Raw genomic sequence first — 22,189 nt, forward strand, 5'->3', positions numbered from 1 at the left:
CAGGGGAATGGGGGTGCCCCACCCTAGCCGGCGCCCGTCGAATGCGCAACAGGACGCGCGGCGCAGGCTTTCAATTCAGCAGCAGCCAGATCGCACTGACGGCGCCCATGGCCACCACCGCCAGCGTCAGCAGGCTCACCGACGTGGAACTGGGCTCGAAGCGTTGTTCCACGATCTGCGTGTAGGTCTTTCGATAGCGCAACAGCGACCACAGCAGCAGCACCATGCCGACGATCACCATGCCGAGCCCGACGTTGGCCGCATCGCGCATCGGGAAGTGCTGGTGCTCGAGCAGCTTGTCCGCGTTCTGGCCTTGCAGCAGGTAGATGCTGAAGCGGTTGATGGTGATGCCGAAGCTCATCATCGACAGCGCGGTGCGCAGGTAGGCCAGGTGCGTGCGTTCGTTGGCCAGGTGAGAGCGCGCATCGGCCAATGCCGTGCGGTGCCACGCCATCTCGGTGGAGGTGGGTCCGGGAGCCGGGTCCTCCGCGGGCTCGATCATGCGCTTGCTCCTGCACTTTCCATCGCGACCTCCTTCAGGCGTGCCGATCAATCAATCGTCGGTTTTAGACGCTCGCCATCGTGCGCGGAACTGGACTTTGGTTAAGTCGCGCGCCCGCCGTCGCTGTCATCTCCGCCGTCGCCGTCGCTGCCTTGGCCGCGCCGGCCAATGGCGCTGACGATCGCCTCGAACAACTTGTCGCTCGAGAACGGCTTGCGCAGCAGGCCCCTCCCGCCGAGCGCGAGCGCCGAGCGATCGAGGCCGGGATCGTCGCTCGCGGTGATGAAGACCACCGGCACTTCGAGCTTCGCCGCCCGGATGCGCGACTGCACCTCGAAGCCCGACAGTCCCGGCATGTGCAGGTCCACGATGGCGCACAACGGAAGCTGCGGCCCGTCCAGCGAGGCCAGGAAGTCCTCGCCGCTGGCGTATTCGCCCACGCGGTAATCGGCCAGCCGCAGCACCCGCCCGAGCATGATGCGCACAGGCGATTCATCGTCCACCACGGCAATGAGCGGTTCGGGATTGACCACCGCCGGACCCTACGCCGCCGCGGGCTTGTCGGGGACTGGACTTTGGTTCAGTGTGCGGTATGGTGACATCCACCCCCCGGGGAAGGAGATTGAAGTGGCTCGTATCGAAGAACGCCTCGCAGCACTCGGGCTGGTGCTGCCGCCGCCGGTCAAGCCGCCGCCCGGCGTGATGCTGCCATTCCGCCCGGTGCGGCTGGTCGGGCGCCGCGCGATCATCTCCGGACACGGGCCGCAAGGCGATGACGGCGCCATCGCGGGCCCGCTCGGCAAGGTCGGCGCCGCGCTCACGCAGGAGCAGGGCCGCGTGGCGGCGCGGCTGACGGCGCTGTCGATCCTCGGCAGCCTGCAGCGCGCGCTGGGCGACCTCGACCGCATCAGCGCCTGGGTCCGCGTCTTTGGCATGGTGAACTCGGCGCCGGGGTTCAACCAGCAGCCGGGCGTCATCAACGGCTGTTCCGACCTGATCCTGCAACTCTTCGGCCCGGAGGTCGGCGCGCATGCGCGCAGCGCGGTAGGCATGGCCGAACTGCCCTTCGACCTGCCGGTGGAAATCGAAGGCGAGGTCGAACTGGCCGACTGACGCCAATCACAGGGGGAGATCCAACGATGACCAGCAAACTCATGTCGCTCGCCGCCGCGACCTTCGTCGGCGCCTGGATGGCCGGCTGCGCGACCACCGCAATCACCGCGCCCACCGCGCCAACAGCAGCCGTCACCGCGCCCGCGCCAACCATCCGGCCGCCCCCCGGCGTCACCTGGGAGCTGGCCGGCGCGCACGACTTCGAGCCGAACCGCCCGGGCCTGGGCAGCAGGCAGCGCTATGAAAGCGCCGTCGGCTGGGTCGATGTCTACCACTACGGCCTGGGCCGCAACAACTGGGCCACGGGCGTTTCCGACCCCTCCTTCGATGCGCATTTCCGCAGCACCATCAACGAGGTCCGGCAGCTTGCGCAGTCCGGCCAGTACACCGAACTCAAGGTCGGCCCCACGAGCGACACGCGCATCGGCGGCCTGGACTTCCGCACCGTCAGCTACCGGTTCCGCAGCCAGGGCCGCCCGCTCGAATCGCGAACCTTCATGACCGGCCTGCAGGGCCGGTTGCTGAAGTACCGCATGAACTTCCCGAGTCCGGTCGAAGGCGACGTCGACGACATTGCGCGCGACTTCATCGACAAGAACCTGCGCAGCGCGACCGGCGCCATCGACGCCTCCGCGCCGAGGTCCCGCCCGCACCGCTCGCAAGGCTGAACCTGCCCTCTCACGCCACCCATGAACGACGACTCCGGCCCCTACCTTGGCGACATGGTCACCGTTGCGCGCGACCTCTCGCCCATCGACGCCCACATGCTGTGCGCCTGCCTCAACGCGGCGCGCGTGCCGGCCGTCGTGGCCGACGACAACCTGGTGCAGGCCAACCCGCTCTGGAGCGTGGCCGTCGGCGGCGCCAAGCTGCGCGTGGCGGCGTCGCATGTCGCGGAAGCCAGGCAGGTGATCGCCGCCTTCGAGCGCGGCGACTTCGCGCTCGACGACGACTTCGACCCGGGCAACAACGCACCCCGCTGAAGCTGGCTTTCGCGACGCATCAAGCCATGGCGGGAAAGGCGTGCCGGCTCAAGGGTGGGCTTCATCCCCGCGCCGGGAGCGCAACGCTGGCGCGCAAGCCGCCGGTGACCGTATCGTTGTCCAGCGTAAGGACGGCGTCCAGCAGCCCCGCATAGCGCGACACGATCGACAGCCCGAGCCCGGCCCCCTCGCCCAGCTTGTGGCCGGCCGCGCCCTGGGCCCAGCGCTGCATCAGGTCGCGCCGGGCCTCCTGCGGGATGCCGGGGCCGTCGTCGACCACGCTCAGCACGGTGCCGGCGAGCTCGACCGTGATGGTGCGGCCGCCATAGCGCAGCGCGTTGTCGATGAGGTTGTCGAGCACGCCTTCGATCAGCGCCGCGTTGGACTGCACCACCACGCCCGCGCCCTCCTCGATGCCGCGTGCGCCCAGGTCCACGCCGCGCGCATCGGCCCGCGCCAGATGGCGCAGCACCGTCTGCTCGACCAGTTCGGCCAGGCGCACCGGCGCGCGCTGCTGCGTCGCGTGCGCCTCGTCGGCCAGTGCGATCGCCAGCAACTGGTCGACCATGTGGCTGGCACGCGCCTCGCTCCGGGACACGCGCTCGAGCTGTTCGCGCCAGACCTTCGGATCCGGATGCGCCAGGCCATAGTCGGCCAGTGCGCGGATGCCCGCCAGCGGCGTGCGCAACTCGTGCGCGACATTGCCCGCGAACTGGCGTTGCGCCTGCACGCTGTGGCCGAGCCGCTCGAACAGCGAATTGACCGCGTCGCCCAGCCCTTCGACCTCGCGCGAGGTGCGCACCACCGTCACCGACGCGAGGTCATCGGCGTCGCGCCGGTCGAGCGCCTGCTGCAGGTCGACCAGTGGCCGCAGGTCGCTGCGGATGCCGCGCCACAACCATACCGCCAGCAGCCCGAGCAGCAGCAGTTGCGGCACCAGCGTGTACAGCAGCAGGCGCTGGATGAGGCCGGCGCGCGCGCGCGTGGTCTGCGCGATCACGACGCTGTGGCCGGTCGGGTCTTCCTGGCTGAGCACCACGGCACGAAAGGACCGGCCCTGGAACTGGATGTCGGAGAACTGGAAGCGCGTGCCGGGCTCGGGCGCCGGCGCCGTCAAGCCCGCCTCGCCGGCGATGCGAGAACCATCGGGCCGCAACACCACGAAGTGGACCTCCTCCACCTGGTCGAACAGCAAGGTGGTCACTTCGCGCGGCGACAGCAGCAACTCCGGCCCGCGATCGCCAAGCTGGATGTTGGCCGACACCGCCAGCGCATCGTCCAGCATCGCGTGGTCGAAGGCCTGCCCCGTCAGGTAATGCGCGGCGCCGCCAGCCACCAAGGTGCCGATCGACCAGCTCAGCGCCAGCGGCCACAGCACATTGCGCAGCACCCTGCGCGTGAGCGAAGGCGCGGCGCGGACCCGCCGCGCCGTAGCCGGTTCAGGCACGGGATTCCGCTTCGGCTTCCAGCAGGTAGCCGATGCCGCGCAGCGTGCGGATGCTGGCGCCACTGCCTGCGAGCTTCTTGCGCAGGCGCGAGATGAAGGCTTCCAGCGCGTTGTCGCCCAGCGCCTCGTCGAAGCCCGACAGCTTGTCGGACAAGGCGCGCTTGCTCACCGCCCGGCCGGGCGGGCTCATCAGTTCCCACAGCACCTCGAACTCGCGCGCGGGCAGGTCGAGCGGGCCATCGGCATTGGAGAAGCGGCGCGCCTTGCGGTCGAGCTTGAGGTCGCCCTGCATGACGATGTCCTCGGTGCCCTGGGCGCGGCGCACCAGCGCGCGCAACCGGGCTTCCACTTCGGCCAGGTCGAAGGGCTTGCCGAGGTAGTCATCGGCGCCCGCGTCCAGGCCGGCGATGCGCTCGTCGGTGCGGTCGCGCGCGGTGAGCACCAGCACCGGCGTGCGGTCGCCGCGGCCGCGCGCCTGGCGCAGCGCATTGAGGCCGCTCGACAGCCCGCTGGTCGGGCTGGCGGTGGCCGGCAGGTTCAGGTCGAGCAGCACTGCATCGAAGGGCTGCACGCGCCAGAGGTGGTCGGCGTCCTCGACATTGGTCGCCACATCGATGCGGTGTCCCGCATCGGCCAGACTGCGCAACATCACGTCGCGCAGAACCGTGTCGTCTTCAACCAGGAGGATTCGCATGGCTTTTGGTACTTGGGCCAACGGGCGGGCATCGTCGTGCGCAGGCCGCGTTGGCGCGATTGATCAGGGGCGTCAGCATACGGCAGCCTTGCTGACCGAGTTGTTCAGGCTTGCGGGCGCGACGGCTTCCAGCGCCGCAGCAACAGCGCGTTCGCCATCACGCTGACACTGGAGAGCGCCATCGCCGCGCCCGCCACCACCGGGCTCAGCAGGCCCAGCGCCGCGAGCGGCACGCCGGCCGCGTTGTAGGCAAAGGCCCAGAACAGGTTCTGCCGGATCTTGCCGACGGTGCGCCTCGAAAGCTCCAGCGCCTCGGCCACCAGCGCCAGGTCGCCGCGCATCAGCGTGATGCCGGCGGCTTCCATGGCCACGTCCGTGCCGCCCTGCGCATGCGCCATGGCGATGCCGACATCGGCCGCGGCCAGTGCCGGTGCATCGTTGACGCCGTCGCCGACCATTGCGACCACGTGCCCGCCGTGCCTCAACGCGCCGACCACCTCCGCCTTGTCGGCCGGCAGCACCTCGGCGTGGACGTCCGCCGCATCGATGCCCAGGCGTGCGGCCATCGCGCGCGCCGCGCGCTGGTTGTCGCCGGAGATCATCACCACGCGCAGGCCGCGCGAGCGCAGCGCGGCGATGGCTTCGGCCGCATGCGGCTTGGGCTGGTCGCTGAAGGCCAGCAGCGCGCGCAACACCGGGCGCGCGCCTTCGAACTGGAGCAGCGCGGACAAGGTCGCGCCCTGTTCCTGCAATGCCGGCGGCGGCTCGACCGGCACGCCGAGTTCCTCGCACCAGCGCAGGCTCGCCACGGCCCACTCGCTGCCGTCCACCACGCCACGCACGCCGCGCCCCGGCAGCGCCTGCACGTCACGCGCCGATGCCACCTGCAGGCCGCGCCGCTGCGCCGCCGCGATCACGGCGCGCGCCAGCGGATGGCCGACGCCGCCTTGCAATGCCGCCGCCACGCCCAGCAACGCCGCCTCCTGGCCCTCACCCTCGCCCACCGGCAGCAGGGCCGTGAGTTCCGGCGTGCCGAGCGTGAGCGTGCCGGTCTTGTCGAAGGCCACCGTGTCCACGCGATGCGCCAGCTCCAGCGCCTGCGCGTCCTTGATCAGGATGCCGCGCCGCGCCGCCACGCCGGTACCGGCAATCACCGCCACCGGCGTGGCCAGGCCCAGCGCGCACGGGCAGGCGATGACCAGCACGGTCACCGCATGCACCAGCGCCGGCTCGATTCCCGCGCCGGCCAGCAACCAGCCGAGCAGCGTCGCCAGCCCGATCAGCAACACCGCCGGCACGAACACGGCGGAGACCTTGTCGACCAGCTTCTGGATCGGCGCCTTCGCCGCCTGCGCGTCCTCGACCAGCCGGATGATGCGCGACAGCACGCTCTCGGCGCCGACGGCGCGCACCTCGACCACCAGCCGCCCGCCGCCGTTGACCGCGCCACCGGTCACCCCGTCCCCCACGCGCTTGGGCACCGGCAGCGGCTCGCCCGTCAGCATCGATTCATCCACCTCCGACTCGCCCTCCAGCACCCGCGCGTCGGCCGGCACGCGCTCGCCCGCCCACACCGCCAGCCGGTCACCCGGCATGACCTCGGCCAGCGGCAGGTCCGACTCCCCCCGCGGACCGAGCAGGTGCGCCACCTCAGGGCGAAGCTGCTGCAAGGCCCGGATCGCCGATGTCGCCTGCCGCTTGGCGCGCGCCTCCAGCCACTTGCCGAGGATGACCAGCGCGATCACCACCGCCGAAGCCTCGAAGTAGAGGTGCGGCGCCGCGTGCCCCGCATGCGCGCCCGCGCCGGCCCGCCACCAGAGCCAGAGCGACAGCCCGAAAGCCGCGCTCGTGCCCAGCGCCACCAGCAGGTCCATGTTGCCGGCGCCCGCTTTCAGCGCATGCCAGCCGGCGCGGTAGAAGCGTGCGCCCAGCCAGAACTGCACGGGCGCCGCCAGCAACAGTTGCAGCCACGGCGGCAACATGACCGCGAAGCCCAGCGGCGCCAGCAGCATCGGCGCGAGCAGCGGCGCCGACAACAGCAACCCTGCCGCGACCGGTCCGAAGCCCTGCCAGGCCGACACCGCCGGCCCCGCCCCGACGATCGCCGCGCGCGGCTCATAGCCCGCGGCACGCACGGCGCGGCGCAGGCGCGCATCCATGGCCTCGACCGCGCTCGCCCCGCCCCAGGCCACGCGCGCCGACTCCGTCGCCAGGTTCACCGTGGCCGCGGTCACCCCCGGCACCTGGCGCAAAGCGCGCTCGACCCGGCCCACGCACGAGGCGCAGGTCATCCCGCCCACCGATATATCCAGCATCGCTTCCTTCGAGGTATTCATGTCGCCCACCTGTTCACAGGCCCAAGGCTAAAGTCTCACACCGTGGCAAGGTCAAGTCCGACGTGCACGGCCGTGCCGCGTCGGCAGCATCCACACTCCGGACCGTCCAGAAAAATGAGGAGCACTACCCATGAGCCAGAAATTCCAGGTCGATGGCATGAGCTGCGCCCATTGCGCGGAAAGCGTGACGCAAGCCGTGAAGCAGGTCGACCCCGAAGCCCAGGTCACCGTGGACCTGCCCACCGGCCATGTGGATGTGCTGACCCACCAGGCGCGCGAAGACATCCGCTTGGCCATCGAGAACGCCGGCTACCGGGCGGCATGATGGCGCGCGTCGCGATCGGCGAAGCGGCGCGCCAGTCCGGCGTCTCCGCCCGCATGGTGCGGCACTACGAAGGGCTCGGCCTGCTGCCGCCGGTCGACCGCACCGACAGCGGTTACCGCCAGTACGGCGAGGCCGACATCCACACCCTGCGTTTTGTCAAACGCGCGCGCGACCTTGGCTTTCCGATGAACGAGATCGCGGAATTGGCCGGACTCTGGCACGATCGCGCCCGGACCAGCGCCAGCGTCAAGAGCATCGCGCAGCGGCACCTCGCCGACCTCGACCAGCGCATCGCCGCGATGCAGGCCATGCGCAACACGCTGACGCAACTGGTGGATGGGTGCCACGGCGACCTTCGGCCAGAGTGCCCCATCCTCGATGATCTGGCGGGAACGTGACTTTATCGGACGTTATCCGGAGTGTGCGAAGACTGGTGCATCGCCGCCATGCAGGGACGTTTGTAGGATTCGAGTATGCATTTGCAACCCCCGGCTGATCAGGGACAGTCGACACCCGAACCTTCGCCGGCCGACTATGCCGGGCGGACACGCGCGCCCTGGCTCCCGATCGAACGCGCGGATGCCGCGCGCCTGGACTACGAGGACTTCCTTGCCCGCTATGTGCATGCCGGCCGCCCGGTCGTCATCTCCAATGTCGCCAGCGAATGGTCGGCCATGCGCCAGTGGACGCCGGCGCATTTCAAGCAGCGCTTTGGCAGCAAGCCCGTGGCCATCGGGTACGGCCGCGACATGCCCTTCGACAAGTTCATCGACGAAGTGGCGGCCTCGAGCCCGGAGAAACCGGGCCCCTACATGTACCGCTCGTTCCTGCACGAGGTGCTGCCCGAGTTGCTGCCGGACGTGATCCCGCAGAACAAGTTCGCCTTTCCACGCCGCTACGCCAGCCCGCTGATGCCCGAGAAATGGCGCCGCCCCGACGGCTACCTGAAGCTGCTCGTCGGCGGCGTCGGCAGCAAGTTCCCGGTGATGCACTTCGACGGCGAGAACGCGCACGCGGTCATCACGCAGGTCTACGGCGACAAGGAATTCATCGTCTACGCGCCGGAAGACACGCCGAACCTCTATCCCAAGAAGTTCTTCCACAACCATTCGTTGATCGACGATCCGGTCATGCAGGACCTGGAGCGCTTTCCCCTGCTGGCCCGGGCCACGCAATACCGCACCATCCTCAATCCCGGCGACATGGTCTTCGTGCCGGCCAAGTGGTGGCACGTGGCGCGCGCGCTGTCGACCTCCATCTCGGTCTGCAGCAACATCCTCGACGGCTCCAACTGGGACGACTACGTCGAGGACGTCGCAGCGCAGGAAGCCGAAACCTCGCCGAGGCGCGGCAAGCTGATTCGCCGCTACCTGAAGGTCACGGGTCGCGTGCTCGGGAAGCTGGAAGCAGTGCAACACCGCTCGCCGGCACTCGCCCGCGCACTGTTGCTGCCGCGTTGGCTCGCACCGGTGTCGGCGGAAGTGGCGCCCGAGCCCTCGCGCGCGCAGTTGCAGATCCGCATTCCGACCAGCTGAGATCAGCCCGCCACCGGGCGCCTGCGGCGCTCCCTGTCGAGCAGGCGCATCCAGCGGCCCGGCGCAAGCCGGCTGGGCGAGTCGGTACCATTCGCGCCATGCCGCCCAAGCCCCGCATCCTGATTGCCGAAGACGAGTCGGGCATTGCCGACACCCTGCAGTACGTGCTGCGCAGCGACGGCTTCGAGCCCGTGTGGTGCGCGACCGCGGAAGACACGATCAAGTCCTTCGCCGCCGAGCCCCCCGCGCTCGCGATCCTCGACGTGGGCCTGCCGGACCTGAACGGCTTCGAGCTCTTCAAGCGGCTCCAGGGCATCACGCGCGCAGCGGGCGGCGTCGAGGTGCCGATGATCTTCCTCACCGCGCGCAGCGACGAGATCGATCGCGTGGTCGGCCTGGAACTCGGCGCCGACGACTACGTCGCCAAGCCCTTCTCGCCGCGCGAACTGGTGGCGCGCGTACGCACGGTGCTGCGCCGCAGCGGACGGGCGCAGGCGCCCGTGGCCGCCCCTGTCGCGGTCGCGGCGCCAACACCCGCGCCGCAGCCCTTCGTGCTCGACGCCGAACGCATGCAGATCCGCTACTACGGCCGCGTGCTCGACCTCTCCCGCTACGAATACGGCCTGCTCAGGCTCATGGTGCAACGCCCCGGCCGCGTGTTCACGCGCGACGAGTTGCTGCAACTGGTCTGGGACGACGCCAGCGAAAGTTTCGATCGCACGGTGGACGCCCACATCAAGACCCTGCGCGCCAAGCTCAAGGCCATCGCGCCCGAGGTCGAGCCGATCCGCACGCTGCGCGGCACCGGCTATGCGTTGAACGAAGAACTGCCTTCGGTGCGTGAGTGACGCAACGCACCCGCATCTTCATCGGCATCCTGCTGATCTACACCATCGGCATTGCGTTTTTGCTCTACCGCGTGGTGGCCGACATCGATCCGCGCTACCGCGAGTCGGCGGAAGAGTCGCTGGTCGAGACATCGCAGTTGATGGCCAGCCTCGTCGAGCAGGACGTGATCGCCGGCGCGCTCAACACCGCGAGGCTGGAGCCACTATTTCGCTCGGTTTATGCGCGCCAGTTTTCGGCGCAGATCTACAACCTGCACAAGACCCAGGTCGAGCTGCGTGTGTACGTCACCGACCGCACCGGCCGCGTCGTTTTCGACTCGACCGGGCGCCAGCTGGGCCATGACTACTCGCGCTGGCCGGACGTGGCGCGCTCGCTGGCCGGCGAATACGGCGCACGCACCTCGCGCGACGTGGCCAGCGACCCGCGCTCATCCGTGATGTACGTCGGCGCGCCGATCCGCTGGGGCGAGGAAATCGTGGGCGTGGTGAGCGTCGGCAAGCCGGTGCAGAGCTTCGGCCAGTTCGTGGAGGACGCGCGCGCCCGCACGCTGTGGGTGGGCGTGGGTTCGGCCTTCGCGCTGCTGGTGCTGGCGATCATCATGTCGGTGTGGCTGGTGCGGCCCTTCGGGCTCATCTCCGACTACTGGAAGTGGGTGCGCAGCCAGCCGCGCCTGAGCGCTTCGCGCATGGTGCGCCACGCCGTCGACGTGCTGCGCGGCGGCATCGGCGAGATGCGCGATGCGCTCACCGGCCGCAACTACGTGGCCGACTACGTGCAGAACTTCACCCACGAGGTGAAGAGCCCGCTGTCGGCGATCCGCGGCGCGGCCGAGCTGCTGCAGGAACCGTCGATGCCGCAGGCGCAGCGCGAGCACTTCCTCGTCAACATCACGCGCGAGACGCAACGTATCCAGGAGATCGTCGACCGCATGATGGAGCTCACGGCCCTGGAGGCGCGGCGCACGCTGGACCGCGTGGAGCCGATTGCGCTGGCGGGCTTTCTCCAGGATGTGGCGGGCAGTGCGGGCGCTGCCGCGTCGGCGCGCGCCGTGTCGGTGCGGGTCGCCATCGACGCCCCTTTCGCGACCACCGAAGGCGACCCCTTCCTGTTGCGCCGCGCCGTGAGCAACCTGCTCGAGAACGCGATCGACTTCTCGCCGCCCGGGCGCGAGGTGGTCGTCACGTTGCAGGCCAGCGCACGGCTCGCGCGCATCACCGTGCGCGACCGCGGGCCGGGGATACCGGACTACGCGGAGGACAAGGTGTTCGAGAAGTTCTATTCGCTGGCGCGACCGCACAGCCACAAGAAGAGCACGGGGCTGGGGCTGGCCTTCGTGAAGGAGATCGCGGGGCTGCACCGGGGGCATGTGGAACTGGTGAACGGGCCGGGCGGGGGGGCGCTGGCGACCTTGACCTTGCCGCTGGCGGCACGCGGGTGAGCAGCACCTGGCAATCGAAGACTACCGGAGGCTTGAATGCCGAAGAAAACTGTCCATGTCGCTCTGGACTGGCATCGTATTGACTGGATGCCGCATGAAACATGGAAGCAGGACATCGTTCCCAAGCTGACGGCGCTGGGCATCACACTGCAGAAGCTGAGGAGATGCCTCTATGTCATTCGCCTCGACGGCGACTTTTGCATCGACTATCCGCGCGGCGCGACGCCCACCCTGTACATCGGCGAAGGGAACTTCAACCAGCGCATCGGCCAGCACCGCAAATGGGCCAGGAGTCTCGAGAACCTGGTGGGTGATTTCGCATTCCAGGTCTGCATCGCCATTCCACGCGTGCAAGGCAACGATGAAGCCTACCGGGACGCCGAGGCGGCACTGATCGACTTCTTCGCAAAGACCTACGGGACCACGCCACTCTGGAACAAGCAGTACGAAACGCGTCTGTGTCCCCACTATGAGTACAGCGCGCAGTCGATGAAAGAGGCCATCAACAAGCGAAGTGGTGCGCGATATCAATGGGCGTTGCGGCCATTGAAGTCCACGCCTTTCCACCGCTACTACGAGCAGCCGCCTCGTGCATAGAAAGTGAGTGGGAAGAGAACCGCGGCACACCATCTCCCGGAACATCAAGTTCCAGCATCGATGCACGCGGATCGCCTTGCAGGTAGCGGACCTGCATGAGGCACTGACGAAGAAGAGCCATTGAAAGACGAGAGACGGAAGCGGTGCCGGCGCACACGCGCCGGCACGTCGCGCGCCGCTTATTGCGCGACGGTCGGAGCCTTCTTGCTGGCTTGCACTTGCGCTTGTGCTGCGAGCGGATGCGGCATCGTCGACACGACGGTGCTGTTGACGCGCGAACCGCGCGACACGTTCTGGTCCGGTGCGTAGTTGGCATACACGGCCTCGGCGCGGACGGCGGATGCGTCGGCCTGTGCAACGAAGCGCTCGGCGCCACGCGAACCGCGCGGAATGTTCTGGTCGGGCGCCGCCGCGGTGCGCACGGCGTCGGAGTACACGGCGTCACGGCTCGCGACCGAGACGGGAGCTTGAACGCCTTCGTAGGTCTCGGCGTGCAGGCCGGCAGCCAGCAGGGCCAATGCGCTCGCGGAGAGGATGTGAAGAGTCTTCATTTCGATGCCTTTGGTTGAGGGGTTTTCTTGCGCGGCGTCCTTGTGGCCTTCGCGTGAAACGCATTCTGTGGCGCGGCCTCGGCGCCTGCGCGCCGCGCATCGCGAACGCCACGTTCACGAAATCGAAACGATGACAGCACCACTTTCGATGCAGCACGAAAGCGATGACGACGTGTCGGAGCGCGTCGACGACTGCAGGAACGCGTCCTCAGCGCGCAAACATCCCGAAGATCACTTCCCGCAGCCACTGGTTCGCCGGATCCTGGTGATAGCGCGCATGCCAGAACAGCGTGATCGCGGTATCGGGCAGCGGCGCCGGATGCTTCACCCACGTCAGCCCGAACGGCTCGACGATCTTCTCGGCCAGTCGGTGCGGCAAAGTGGCGATCATGTCGGTGCCGGCCAGGATGTGGCCGACCGCGACGAAATGCGGCACGCGCAAGCGCACGGTGCGCTGGATGCCGCGACGCTGCAAGGCGTCCTCCACACGGCCATGGCCGGTGCCCGCGGCTTCCACCACCACGTGGTCTGCAGCAGCGAACTCGGCCAGCGTGATGCGCCGTTTGCCGCCATTGCCGAAGTCCAGCGCATGGCCCTTGCGGAACACGCACACGTACCCTTGCGGAAACAGCCGGCGCTGCAGGAAGCCGGCCTTCAGTTGCGGCAACAGACCGAGCGCGAGGTCGACCTGTCCGGCGCTCATCGCATCCGACAGGTTCACCGCAGAGTTGCGCACCGTGCTGATGCGCACCTGCGGCGCCTGCGCCTTCAGCGCATCCATCAGCGTCGGCAGGAAATAGATCTCGCCGATGTCCGACATGCCGATGTTGAAGCTGCGCTGGCTCGTCGCCGGGTCGAAGCTGATGCGCTGGTTCATCGCGCCGTGCAGCAGCGCCAGCGCATCCGCCACGGGCTGCGCGAGCAGTTGGGCGCGCGGAGTGGGCACCATGCCGCCCGGCGTGCGCAGGAACAGTTCATCGCCCAGCAGCTTGCGCAGGCGGGCGAGCGCATTGCTCACGGCGGGCTGCGTGAGGCCGAGCGTGTCGGCTGCGCCAGACACGCGGCGCTCCATCAGCAACTGGTTGAACACCACCAGCAGGTTGAGGTCGATCTCGTGAAGGTCCATGCCTGCAGTATTCACCAACTTGATGTGCAGTATTCGCCGGATCCGATTGGCTGATACCCTCAAAACGGCCATCATGGCAAGCGAGCGCCGCCCACGAGGAGACAACAGCCATGGCCCACGAAGCCGCCCTGCATTGGCACGACGCAGGCACCAGCCGCATCCCCTTCGCCGCCTACACCGACGACGCGCTGCACCGCGAGGAACTGGCGCGCCTGTTCTACACAAGCCACTGGTGCTATGTCGGCCTCGAAGCGGAGATACCCAACGCCGGGGACTTCAAGCGCACCGCGATCGGCGAGCGCTCCGTCATCATGGTGCGCGACGCCAACGGCACGGACGTGCATGTGGTCGAGAACGCCTGCGCGCACCGCGGCGTCGCCTTCTGCCGCGAGCGCCACGGCAACCGCAAGGAGTTCACCTGCCCGTATCACCAGTGGAGCTACACGCTCGATGGCAACCTCCAAGGCGTGCCGTTCCGGCGCGGCGTCAAGCAGGACGGCAAGGTCAACGGCGGCATGCCGGCCGACTTCAAGCCGGCCGAGCACGGGCTCACCAAGCTCAAGGTGGCCGTGCGCGGCGGCGTGGTGTTCGCCTCCTTCGACCACGATGTCGAGTCGCTCGAAGACTTCATCGGCCCGGCCGTGCTGCACTACTTCGATCGCCTGTTCAATGGACGCAAGCTGCGCATCCTCGGCTACAACCGCCAGCGCATCCCCGGCAACTGGAAGCTGATGCAGGAGAACATCAAGGACCCGTACCACCCCGGCCTGTTGCACACCTGGTTCGTCACCTTCGGGCTCTGGCGCGCGGACAACAAGTCGCAACTGGTGATGGATGGCCGCCACCGTCATGCGGCCATGATCTCCACGCGCGGCGCGCAGGGACAGGCCGGGCAGGTCACGCAGGTGTCGAGCTTCAAGGCCAGCATGCAACTGCAGGACCCGCGCTTCCTCGACATCGTGCCCGAGCCCTGGTGGGGCGGCCCGACCGCCGTGATGACCACGCTGTTCCCAAGCGTGATCCTGCAGCAGCAAGTCAACAGCGTGTCGACACGGCAGATCATTCCAGACGGCCACGGCGCCTTCGAGTTCGTCTGGACGCACTTCGGCTTCGAGGACGACACGGAAGAGATGACGCAACGCCGCCTGCGACAGGCCAACCTGTTCGGGCCGGCGGGCTTCGTGTCGGCGGACGATGGCGAGGTGATCGAGCTGTCGCAGATGAGCTTCGAGGCCAGGCCGTCGCACCGCACGCTGGTGGAGCTCGGCGGCCGCGAGGTCGGCGACACCGACCACATGGTCACCGAGACGCTGATCCGTGGCATGTACCAATACTGGCGCGAAGTCATGGAAGCATGACCATGCCGTTCGATCACTACCTCGAACTCGTCCGGCTCCATGCCGACTACGCCAGCGCCGTCGACTCCGGCCACTGGGACCTGTGGCCCGCTTTCTTCACCGACGATTGCGTCTACCGCATCCAGCCACGCGAGAACCATGAGCGTGGCTTTCCGTTGGCAACGCTCTCCTTCGAAAGCAAGGGCATGCTGATGGACCGCGTCTACGGTATCAAGGAGACGCTGTTCCACGACCCGTACTACCAGCGCCACGTCGTCGGTGCGCCGCTGGTGCACAAGGTCGATGGCGATCGCATCGAGTGCGAGGCCAACTACGCGGTGTTCCGCACCAAGTTCAACGAGCTGACCACGGTCTACAACGTCGGCCGCTACATCGACACCGTCGTGCGCACGCCCGACGGCCTCAAGTTCGCATCGCGCCTGGTCGTCTACGACAGCGAGATGATTCCCAACTCACTGATCTATCCGCTATGAACATGAACGCCGTGCAGGACCGCTTGACGTGCAGAGCGTGGAGTCTTCGATGAGCACCCGGTGGATCGACATCGCCGCGGCCGACGCGGTGCCGCCGGGCGACGTCATCGGCGTGGAAACCGCCGGGCTCGACATCGCGCTGTTCGACGTCGACGGCACCATCCACGCGACGGACAACAGCTGCACCCACGGGGACGGCCGCCTGTGCGACGGCTTCCTCGAAGGCCACGAGATCGAGTGCCCCCTGCACCAGGGCAAGTTCGATGTGCGCACCGGCAAGGCCACCTATGCGCCAGCGGACAAGCCGGTCCGCAGCTATGCCGTGAAGATCGAGAACGGCCGCATCTGGCTCGCGGTGGGGTAATGCGCACCTCCGAAGCTCGATCGGATGAAGTACGCCAGTTAACGGCAAAGTCAGTGCCTGCAGAGGCCTGAATTGGTAACGTTGCGAGCGAGATCACGCCGACGGCGTACTCTGCTCCGCGAATATCCCCCGGCCTTCGGCCTCCTCCTCTGTTTCGCTGCGCAGAGCACACCATCGACGTGATCCGGACGCGCAGTGGTTGATCGACCGGCTCGACGCGACGTGTCCTGGGGTCGAGGGCATCGGGTGTCTCCCGCAGCGAAATAAAGGAGGAGGCCGAAGGCCGGGGGACATTCGCGGAGGGAGACACCCGGTGTCCTCGACCTCGCCCGCCCGGTCTCGTCGTTCGTGGAAGACGCTCGGCGTCAGAAGTACCGACGCAAGGCCCTGCTCAGCGAAACCAGTCGAGTATCCGATTGCGCTCCTCGGGGTGTGCAGGCGTTTCAGCGGGCGCAGGCGCGACCGTCACAGGCACCGGCGAACTCGGCCCGCCAACCTGCTGTTCCGCCGGCGGCGTAGGCGTCGCCGCGTCGAGGCCCAGGCTCGCCACGCCATGTCCCGGCGTGAAGTCGTCGAAGTACCAGTTGCCGTCGACATTGGCCACGCCTTCGGGCGCCGTCAGCGCAGCGACCGGCACGCCCTTCAGCGCCGTCTCCATGTAGCCGGTCCACATCGGCAGGCTCAGGCTGCCGCCGGTCTCGCCGCGCACCCCGAGCTGGCGCGGCGTGTCGTAGCCGACCCATGCGATGCCGACCATCGTCGGCTGGAAGCCCGCGAACCAGGTGTCGATGGAATCATTGGTGGTGCCGGTCTTGCCGAACAGGTCGTCGCGCTTCAGCGTCTGCCAGGCCTTGAAGGCGGTGCCGTGCTTCACCACGCTGTTGAGCAGGGTGCGCATCACGAAGGCGTTGCGCTCGGAAATCGCGCGCATGCTTTCATCGAGCACGGGCGCCTTGTTCTCGAACTCGACCTTGCCCTTGAAGTCGGTCACGCGCGTCACGAGGTAGGGGCTCACGCGGTAGCCGCCATTGGCGAACACCGAGTAGGCCGTGGCCATCTGCATCGGCGTGACCGAGCCGGCGCCGAGGCCCATCGGCAGCACCGCCGGATGCTTGTCGCGGTCGAACCCGAAGCGCGTGATCCAGTCCTGCGCGTACTCCGTGCCGATCGCCTGCAGCACGCGCAAGGTGACCATGTTCACCGACTTCTCGAGCGCATGCTGGATCGTCATCGGGCCGGCGTAGGTGCCTTCGAAGTTCTTCGGCTCCCAGGGCGCGCCGCCAGTCGCGCTGCTGTCGAAGACCAGTGGCGCATCGTTGACCACGGTGGCTGGCGAGAAGCCCTTCTCCAGTGCAGCCGAGTAGATGAAGGGCTTGAAGGTCGAACCCGGCTGGCGCCAGGCCTGCGTCACGTGGTTGAACTTGCTCCTGTCGTAGTCGAAGCCGCCGACCAGTGCCTTGATCGCCCCGTCGCGCGGGTCGACGGCGACGAAGGCGGCCTCGACTTCGGGCAGTTGCGTGATCTCCCATGTGTTCTTTGGTGTCTTCGTCACGCGAATGACCGAACCGCGTCGGATCCTCAGGTTGTCCGGCGCCTTGGCGGCGAGGCTGGCCAGCATCGGCCGCAAGCCCTCGCCGGCGATCTGGAAGGAGTCGCCGTTGGCACGCACCGCCACGACTTCCTTCGGGCTCGCCGACAGCACCACCGCCGCCATCACATCGCCGTTGTCGGGGTGATCGGCCAGCACGCTGTCCACCGCATCGTCGAGCGCGGATTGCTCCTCCGGCAGGTCGACCGACTGCTCCGGCCCCCGGTACGGCTGGCGCCGCTCGTAGTCCATGACGCCGCGGCGCAGCGACCTGTACGCGGCCGCCTGGTCCGCCGCCACGAGCGTCGTGTAGACCTTCAGGCCGCGCGTGTAGACGCTGTCGCCGTACTGCGCCAGCATCTCGCGTCGCACGGACTCGGCCACGTATTCCGCATGCAGGCGCGAAGGGTCGGCCGCGTCGCGCAGGTGCAGTTCCTCGTTGCGCGCGGCGGTGGCCTGCTCCGCGGTGATGGCGCCGGTTTCCTCCATGCGGCCGATCACATGCAGCTGGCGCGTGCGAGCGCGCCGCGGGTTGACCAGCGGGTTGTTGGTGCCCGGCGCCTTCGGCAGGCCGGCCAGCATCGCGGCCTCCGCCGTCGTGATGTTCTTGAGCGGCTTGCCGAAGTAGCTTTCCGATGCGGCGGCAAATCCATAGGAGCGATTGCCGAGGTAGATCTGGTTCAGGTAGATCTCGAGGATCTGGTCCTTGCTGAGCGTGCTCTCCAGCTTGTACGCGAGCAGCGCTTCGTAGGCCTTGCGCGTCAGCGTCTTCTCGGAACTCAGGTACACGTTGCGCGCGACCTGCTGGGTGATGGTCGACGCGCCCTGGCGGCTGGATCCATGCAGGACGTTCGTGACGGCGGCACGCGCCAACCCGGCGTAGTCGATGCCGCCATGCGCGTAGAAGCGCGCATCCTCTACCGCGATCACCGCATCCTTCAACACCTTCGGCACCTCGCCGATGGGCACCAGGTCGCGGCGCTCCTCGCCGAACTCGCCGATGAGCACCTCGTCGCTCGAATACACGCGCAAGGGCAGCTTGGGCCGGTAGTCGGCCAGTGCCGACACGTCGGGCAGCTTCGGCGTGATCACCACCACCGCCACGCCCACCGCGCCAAGCACCAGCAGCGCGCCGGCAACCACCGCGCCGCCGCCCCATAGGACCACACGCTTCAGCCTGGGAGAACCATTCAACATCGGGGACTTGCGCTTTCTCATCAATCAATCAATTCGCCGAGGACGACGACGGCACGGGGCCTGCCGCATTCGCGGCGCCGGCCGACAAGGCATACCAGTCGACCTTGCGGGTTGCCAGCATCAACACGGCCAGCAGGCCGAAGACCAGCAGCGCGCCCAGCAGCAACGCATTGCTCTCCGATGCCAGCAGGCCATAGAGCGCGCCATACAACACCGCCACGTACGCGCCGAAAGACATGTCGCGCCGCCAGCCGCCCAGCACCGCGCTGAAGTACGCGGCCAGCAGCAGCACGCTGGCACTCGCGGCCCCAGCATAGGCCATTCCGAACGCGAGCTTCTCCGACAGCGCCAGCAACATCAGGAAGAACAGTGCGATCGACAGACCCACCAGGCCGTACTGCACTGGATGCATGCGCAACTTGCGGAAGAGTTCGAACATGAAGGCCGCCATGATCACCAGGCCGATGAACAGCACGCCGTATTTTCCCGCACGCGTGGACATCGAGTACACGTTGACCGGTTGCGCCAGCGATACGTCGAACGATTGCAGTAACGCCGGGTCCTTGCCCTTGCGTGCCACCACGCCGCTCAGCAGTTGTTCGCGCGCGGTCGTCACGAGCGATGACACGCGCCAGCGCGCCTCGAAGCCCTGCGCCGTGATGCTGCGCTCCGATGCCAGGAAGCGCCCGCCAAAGCTCGGATGCGCCCAAGGCGAAACGAGATGCGCCGTCGTCTCCCCGCCAAGCGGGACCATCGACAAGGTCTCCTGCCCGACCAGCGCGAGCTTCAGTTCGAAGGGCAAGGGCTTGCCCGCCTTCCACGTCGCCAGCGCCTCGCCCGACAACGGCGCGTGAATCCCGCCGCCCAGCAAGCCATCGTCCGCGAGGCCGGGCACGCGCTGCGCGAAATGCAGCGACTCGCCCTGCACCCCCAGCGCGGGAGAGCCGTCGAGCCCGCGCAGATCGCTGACCTTGAACGCGATGTACGGCGTCCGGGTCTCGATCTGCGAATCGGTCTCGCTGTGCGGAACACTGGCCACGTCGAAGCCCGCGAAGCCGCCGTCCAGCGTTGCCTTGAGCGAGTAGAACGGCACCTTGAAGATGCCGCGATAGCGCTCTTGCGGCAGCAGGCTGCCCTCGAGGTGTTGCCGCTCGGGGAACACGATGTGCACTGCCTCCTTGCTGCGCTGCAGGTTGCGCAGGACGTTGCCTTCGGCGCTGCGCTGCACCTCCATCCATCGCTCCACATACGGCACCACGAGCAAGGGGCCGATCAGCTGCTGGCTGTCCGTGTAGGTGCGGGCCAGCTCCTGCGCGGCCTCCCGCTGGCTCTGCCCGCGCTCGTGGTTCAACGCGTCGATCTGCGCGAGCGGAATACACAGCAGCAGCGTGAGCAACAGCAGACCGGCGAGCTTGACCAGGATGGAATTCCTGAGCGCCTGGAAATTCATGGGGGAGACCTCCTCGATTTCGAAGCCGCGATGCTCGCCGCGCCGTCCGAAGCGGGTGTGAAGCCCTGTGCCGCCGGACTTCACACAGGCTTCACATTCGCGCTTCTTCATTCCCACGGCCTTCCAACTGGCTTCGCCTGCGCTCGCGACATTGAGGTCCGTGCAAGTTCGCACGACCGAGGAAACACAACAATGACGCAAGCCGCCTCTCCCCGTCACGGCCCCTGGCTCTGGTTCGCCACCGTGAGCGTTGCCACCACCTGCTTCGTGCTGCTGAGCACGCGCCCCGCCGCCGCGCAGGAGGCGCCGGGGCCGCGCCTGAAGACCGAGAGCCCGTACTTCTTCGTGAAGAGCGATTCGCCCGACACCGACCGGCTGCCGCTCAAGGCCACCGAGGTCAATGTGCATGTGTCCGGCGTGATCGCCGACGTGACGGTGACGCAGACCTATCGCAACGAAGGCCAGCGCGCCATCGAGGCGCGCTACGTCTTCCCGGGCTCCGCCAGGGCGGCGGTGAGCGGCCTCAACGTGCGCCTGGGCGACCGCCTCATCACCGCGCAGATCCGCGAGAAGCAGCAGGCGCAGATCGAATACAACACCGCCAAGGCCGAAGGCAAGACCGCCGCGTTGCTGGAGCAGCACCTGCCCAACGTGTTCCAGATGAACGTCGCCAACATCCTGCCGGGCGATGACGTGAAAGTGGAACTGCACTACACCGAGTTGCTGGTGCCGAACGCGGGCAACTACCAGTTCGTGTTCCCGACCGTGGTGGGTCCGCGCTATCACAGCCCGCTGGCCGATCCGGCTGCGACGAAGTGGGTGGCGCAGCCGACGCTGCGCGCCGGCGTGGCGCCCAACACCATGTTCAAGCTCAAGGTCGCGATCGATACGCCGATGGGCATCAAGGAGATCCGCTCGGCCACCCACGCGATCGACGTGAAGAAAAACGATGAAGACAAGCATGCCGACGTGGCACTGACTGCCAGCAACGAGCCCGCCAACAACCGCGACTTCGTCCTCGACTATCGCCTGGCCGGCGAGAAGATCGAATCCGGCCTGATGCTCTTCAAGGGCCAGGACGAGAACTTCTTCCTCGCGATGATCGAGCCGCCCAAGTCGGTGGCCGCCAGCGCGATCTCGCCGCGCGACTACATCTTCGTGGTCGACATCTCCGGCTCCATGCACGGCTTTCCGCTGGACACCGCCAAGACCATGCTGGAGCGCCTGATCGGCGGCCTGCGCCCGAGCGACACCTTCAACGTGCTGCTGTTCTCCGGCAGCAACCGGATGCTCTCGCCCAAGTCGGTGCCGGCCACGCGCGCCAACATCGAGCAGGCACTGGCCACCATCAACAAGTACCAGGGCAGCGGCAGCACCGAGCTGGTCCCGGCGCTCAGGCGCGCCTATGCCGAACCCAAGCCCGACAACCTCTCGCGCTCGATCGTCGTGGTGACGGACGGCTATGTGGACGTGGAGCGCGAGGCCTTCGAACTGGTGCGCAAGAACCTCGGCAAGGCCAACCTGTTCTCCTTCGGCATCGGCAGTTCGGTGAATCGCCACCTGATGGAAGGCCTGGCGCGCGCCGGCATGGGCGAGCCCTTCGTCATCACCGACCCGGTCCAGGCGCCCGAGCAGGCCGCACGCTTCAAGCGCATGGTCGAGTCGCCAGTACTCACGCATGTGAAAGCCACCTTCGGCGGTCTCGACGTGTACGACGTGGAACCGAGCGCACTGCCCGATGTGCTCGGCGAGCGTCCGGTGATCGTCTTCGGCAAATGGCGCGGCGAAGCCAGGGGCCGCGTCATCATCGAAGGCCAGGCCGCCAGCGGCCCGTATCGCCAGGAGGTGGCCATCGATGCCGGCACCCGCCAGGACACGGCCGCGCTGCGCACGCTGTGGGCGCGCCATCGCATTGCCGCGCTGAGCGACCAGGAGTCGATCGAGCCGACCGACCTCATCGCCAAGCGCGTCACCGACCTGGGCCTGCGCTACAGCCTGCTCACGCAGTACACCAGCTTCATCGCCGTCGACAAGGTAGTGCGCAACCCGGCGCCGCAGAATGCGGCGAGCGTCGACCAGCCACAGCCGCTGCCCAAGGGCGTGAGCGAATTGGCGGTGGGCGGCGCGCCGACGCTCGGCGCCGAAGTGCCCAGCACGCCGGAGCCCGAACTGCTCGGCGCCGTGGCGGTGGTGCTGTCGATGCTGGCCATGCTGCGCCGCCGTGCGCGGCGCCAGGATGCACGTCGGCTGACGCATTGAGGGG

At 67.8% G+C, this 22,189-nt stretch carries 22 protein-coding genes; 13 read left to right on the forward strand and 9 right to left on the reverse strand.

The annotated features are described in order from the left end of the window. Positions 1-70: 70 nt before the first annotated feature. Together HB681_RS32570 and HB681_RS32575 are read right to left on the reverse strand one after the other, a co-directional pair. Positions 71-502 carry a DUF202 domain-containing protein gene (locus tag HB681_RS32570; protein ID WP_213959027.1) on the reverse strand — a complete coding sequence of 144 codons (432 nt, stop codon included), beginning with the start codon at positions 500-502 and terminating at the stop codon, positions 71-73. A gap of 101 nt (positions 503-603) precedes the next feature. Beyond that, positions 604-1,035, reverse strand: coding sequence for a response regulator (locus HB681_RS32575; RefSeq protein WP_213959028.1), 432 nt, complete (start codon positions 1,033-1,035; stop codon positions 604-606). Between the two features lie 94 nt (positions 1,036-1,129). Between HB681_RS32575 and HB681_RS32580 the strand changes: the two genes are divergently transcribed. Genes HB681_RS32580 through HB681_RS32590 form a run of 3 tightly spaced genes read left to right on the forward strand, consistent with a single transcriptional unit; the run spans position 1,130 to position 2,598 of the window. Further along, positions 1,130-1,615: a RidA family protein gene (locus tag HB681_RS32580; protein ID WP_213959029.1), complete on the forward strand. Its 486-nt coding sequence runs from the start codon at positions 1,130-1,132 to the stop codon at positions 1,613-1,615. A gap of 26 nt (positions 1,616-1,641) precedes the next feature. After that, positions 1,642-2,283, forward strand: coding sequence for a hypothetical protein (locus HB681_RS32585; protein WP_213959030.1), 642 nt, complete (start codon positions 1,642-1,644; stop codon positions 2,281-2,283). 21 nt (positions 2,284-2,304) lie between these two features. Further along, positions 2,305-2,598, forward strand: a complete 294-nt coding sequence (locus HB681_RS32590; RefSeq protein WP_213959031.1) for a DUF2007 domain-containing protein — start codon at positions 2,305-2,307, stop codon at positions 2,596-2,598. Positions 2,599-2,659: 61 nt separating this feature from the next. Here HB681_RS32590 and HB681_RS32595 read toward each other — a convergent pair whose 3' ends face one another. The 3 genes from HB681_RS32595 to HB681_RS32605 all read right to left on the reverse strand — a co-directional run bounded on the left by HB681_RS32595 (position 2,660) and on the right by HB681_RS32605 (position 7,075). After that, positions 2,660-4,045: a sensor histidine kinase N-terminal domain-containing protein gene (locus HB681_RS32595; protein ID WP_213959032.1), complete on the reverse strand. Its 1,386-nt coding sequence runs from the start codon at positions 4,043-4,045 to the stop codon at positions 2,660-2,662. Continuing rightward, positions 4,038-4,739 (reverse strand): response regulator transcription factor, encoded by a 702-nt coding sequence (locus tag HB681_RS32600; protein WP_213959033.1) that lies wholly within the window; start codon positions 4,737-4,739, stop codon positions 4,038-4,040. The genes HB681_RS32595 and HB681_RS32600 overlap by 8 nt, the downstream gene beginning before the upstream one ends. Before the next feature lie 104 nt (positions 4,740-4,843). Then, complete coding sequence (locus HB681_RS32605) at positions 4,844-7,075, reverse strand: heavy metal translocating P-type ATPase (RefSeq protein ID WP_213959034.1); 2,232 nt, start codon at positions 7,073-7,075, stop codon at positions 4,844-4,846. Positions 7,076-7,205: 130 nt separating this feature from the next. Here HB681_RS32605 and HB681_RS32610 point away from each other — a divergent pair, with 130 nt between their 5' ends. The 6 genes from HB681_RS32610 (at position 7,206) to HB681_RS32635 (ending at position 11,819) form a co-directional block, all read left to right on the forward strand. Beyond that, the gene (locus HB681_RS32610) at positions 7,206-7,400 is read left to right on the forward strand and encodes a heavy-metal-associated domain-containing protein (RefSeq protein ID WP_213959035.1); all 195 of its coding nucleotides are present in this window, start codon (positions 7,206-7,208) and stop codon (positions 7,398-7,400) included. After that, positions 7,397-7,798 (forward strand): Cu(I)-responsive transcriptional regulator, encoded by a 402-nt coding sequence (gene cueR / locus HB681_RS32615; protein ID WP_213959036.1) that lies wholly within the window; start codon positions 7,397-7,399, stop codon positions 7,796-7,798. The genes HB681_RS32610 and cueR overlap by 4 nt, the downstream gene beginning before the upstream one ends. A gap of 75 nt (positions 7,799-7,873) precedes the next feature. Beyond that, the gene (locus HB681_RS32620) at positions 7,874-8,935 is read left to right on the forward strand and encodes a cupin-like domain-containing protein (RefSeq protein ID WP_213959037.1); all 1,062 of its coding nucleotides are present in this window, start codon (positions 7,874-7,876) and stop codon (positions 8,933-8,935) included. Between the two features lie 98 nt (positions 8,936-9,033). Next, a complete protein-coding gene (gene creB, locus HB681_RS32625) occupies positions 9,034-9,783 on the forward strand; it encodes a two-component system response regulator CreB (RefSeq protein ID WP_213959038.1) in 750 nt (249 codons plus the stop codon). Continuing rightward, complete coding sequence (gene creC, locus HB681_RS32630; RefSeq protein ID WP_213959039.1) at positions 9,780-11,222, forward strand: two-component system sensor histidine kinase CreC; 1,443 nt, start codon at positions 9,780-9,782, stop codon at positions 11,220-11,222. The genes creB and creC overlap by 4 nt, the downstream gene beginning before the upstream one ends. Before the next feature lie 36 nt (positions 11,223-11,258). Next, complete coding sequence (locus HB681_RS32635) at positions 11,259-11,819, forward strand: hypothetical protein (RefSeq protein WP_213959040.1); 561 nt, start codon at positions 11,259-11,261, stop codon at positions 11,817-11,819. 179 nt (positions 11,820-11,998) lie between these two features. On the opposite strand, the gene HB681_RS32640 is transcribed toward HB681_RS32635, so the two are convergent. Next, on the reverse strand, positions 11,999-12,370 hold the full coding sequence (locus tag HB681_RS32640; protein WP_213959041.1) for a DUF4148 domain-containing protein: 372 nt from the start codon (positions 12,368-12,370) through the stop codon (positions 11,999-12,001). A gap of 208 nt (positions 12,371-12,578) precedes the next feature. After that, positions 12,579-13,496, reverse strand: a complete 918-nt coding sequence (locus HB681_RS32645; RefSeq protein WP_213959042.1) for a LysR family transcriptional regulator — start codon at positions 13,494-13,496, stop codon at positions 12,579-12,581. 110 nt (positions 13,497-13,606) lie between these two features. Between HB681_RS32645 and HB681_RS32650 the strand changes: the two genes are divergently transcribed. From HB681_RS32650 to HB681_RS32660, 3 genes are read left to right on the forward strand one after another with little or no spacing between them, the layout of a single operon-like run. Continuing rightward, complete coding sequence (locus HB681_RS32650) at positions 13,607-14,854, forward strand: aromatic ring-hydroxylating dioxygenase subunit alpha (RefSeq protein ID WP_213959043.1); 1,248 nt, start codon at positions 13,607-13,609, stop codon at positions 14,852-14,854. Between the two features lie 2 nt (positions 14,855-14,856). Next, complete coding sequence (locus tag HB681_RS32655; RefSeq protein ID WP_213959044.1) at positions 14,857-15,327, forward strand: aromatic-ring-hydroxylating dioxygenase subunit beta; 471 nt, start codon at positions 14,857-14,859, stop codon at positions 15,325-15,327. 49 nt (positions 15,328-15,376) lie between these two features. After that, positions 15,377-15,691, forward strand: coding sequence for a non-heme iron oxygenase ferredoxin subunit (locus HB681_RS32660; protein WP_213959045.1), 315 nt, complete (start codon positions 15,377-15,379; stop codon positions 15,689-15,691). Between the two features lie 391 nt (positions 15,692-16,082). Here the strand turns inward: HB681_RS32660 and HB681_RS32665 are convergent, their stop codons facing one another. Both HB681_RS32665 and creD read right to left on the reverse strand, forming a co-directional pair. Beyond that, complete coding sequence (locus HB681_RS32665; RefSeq protein WP_256735190.1) at positions 16,083-18,476, reverse strand: penicillin-binding protein 1A; 2,394 nt, start codon at positions 18,474-18,476, stop codon at positions 16,083-16,085. A 28-nt stretch (positions 18,477-18,504) separates the two neighbouring features. Then, entirely contained in the window at positions 18,505-19,926 is a 1,422-nt protein-coding gene (gene creD / locus HB681_RS32670; RefSeq protein WP_213959047.1) for a cell envelope integrity protein CreD, read from the reverse strand. Positions 19,927-20,118: 192 nt separating this feature from the next. Between creD and HB681_RS32675 the strand changes: the two genes are divergently transcribed. Next, on the forward strand, positions 20,119-22,185 hold the full coding sequence (locus HB681_RS32675) for a VIT domain-containing protein (RefSeq protein WP_213959048.1): 2,067 nt from the start codon (positions 20,119-20,121) through the stop codon (positions 22,183-22,185). The last annotated feature ends 4 nt before the right edge of the window (positions 22,186-22,189 follow it).

The sequence above is a fragment of the Variovorax sp. dw_954 genome, from assembly GCF_018449755.1.
Classification (GTDB): Bacteria; Pseudomonadota; Gammaproteobacteria; order Burkholderiales; family Burkholderiaceae_C; genus Variovorax.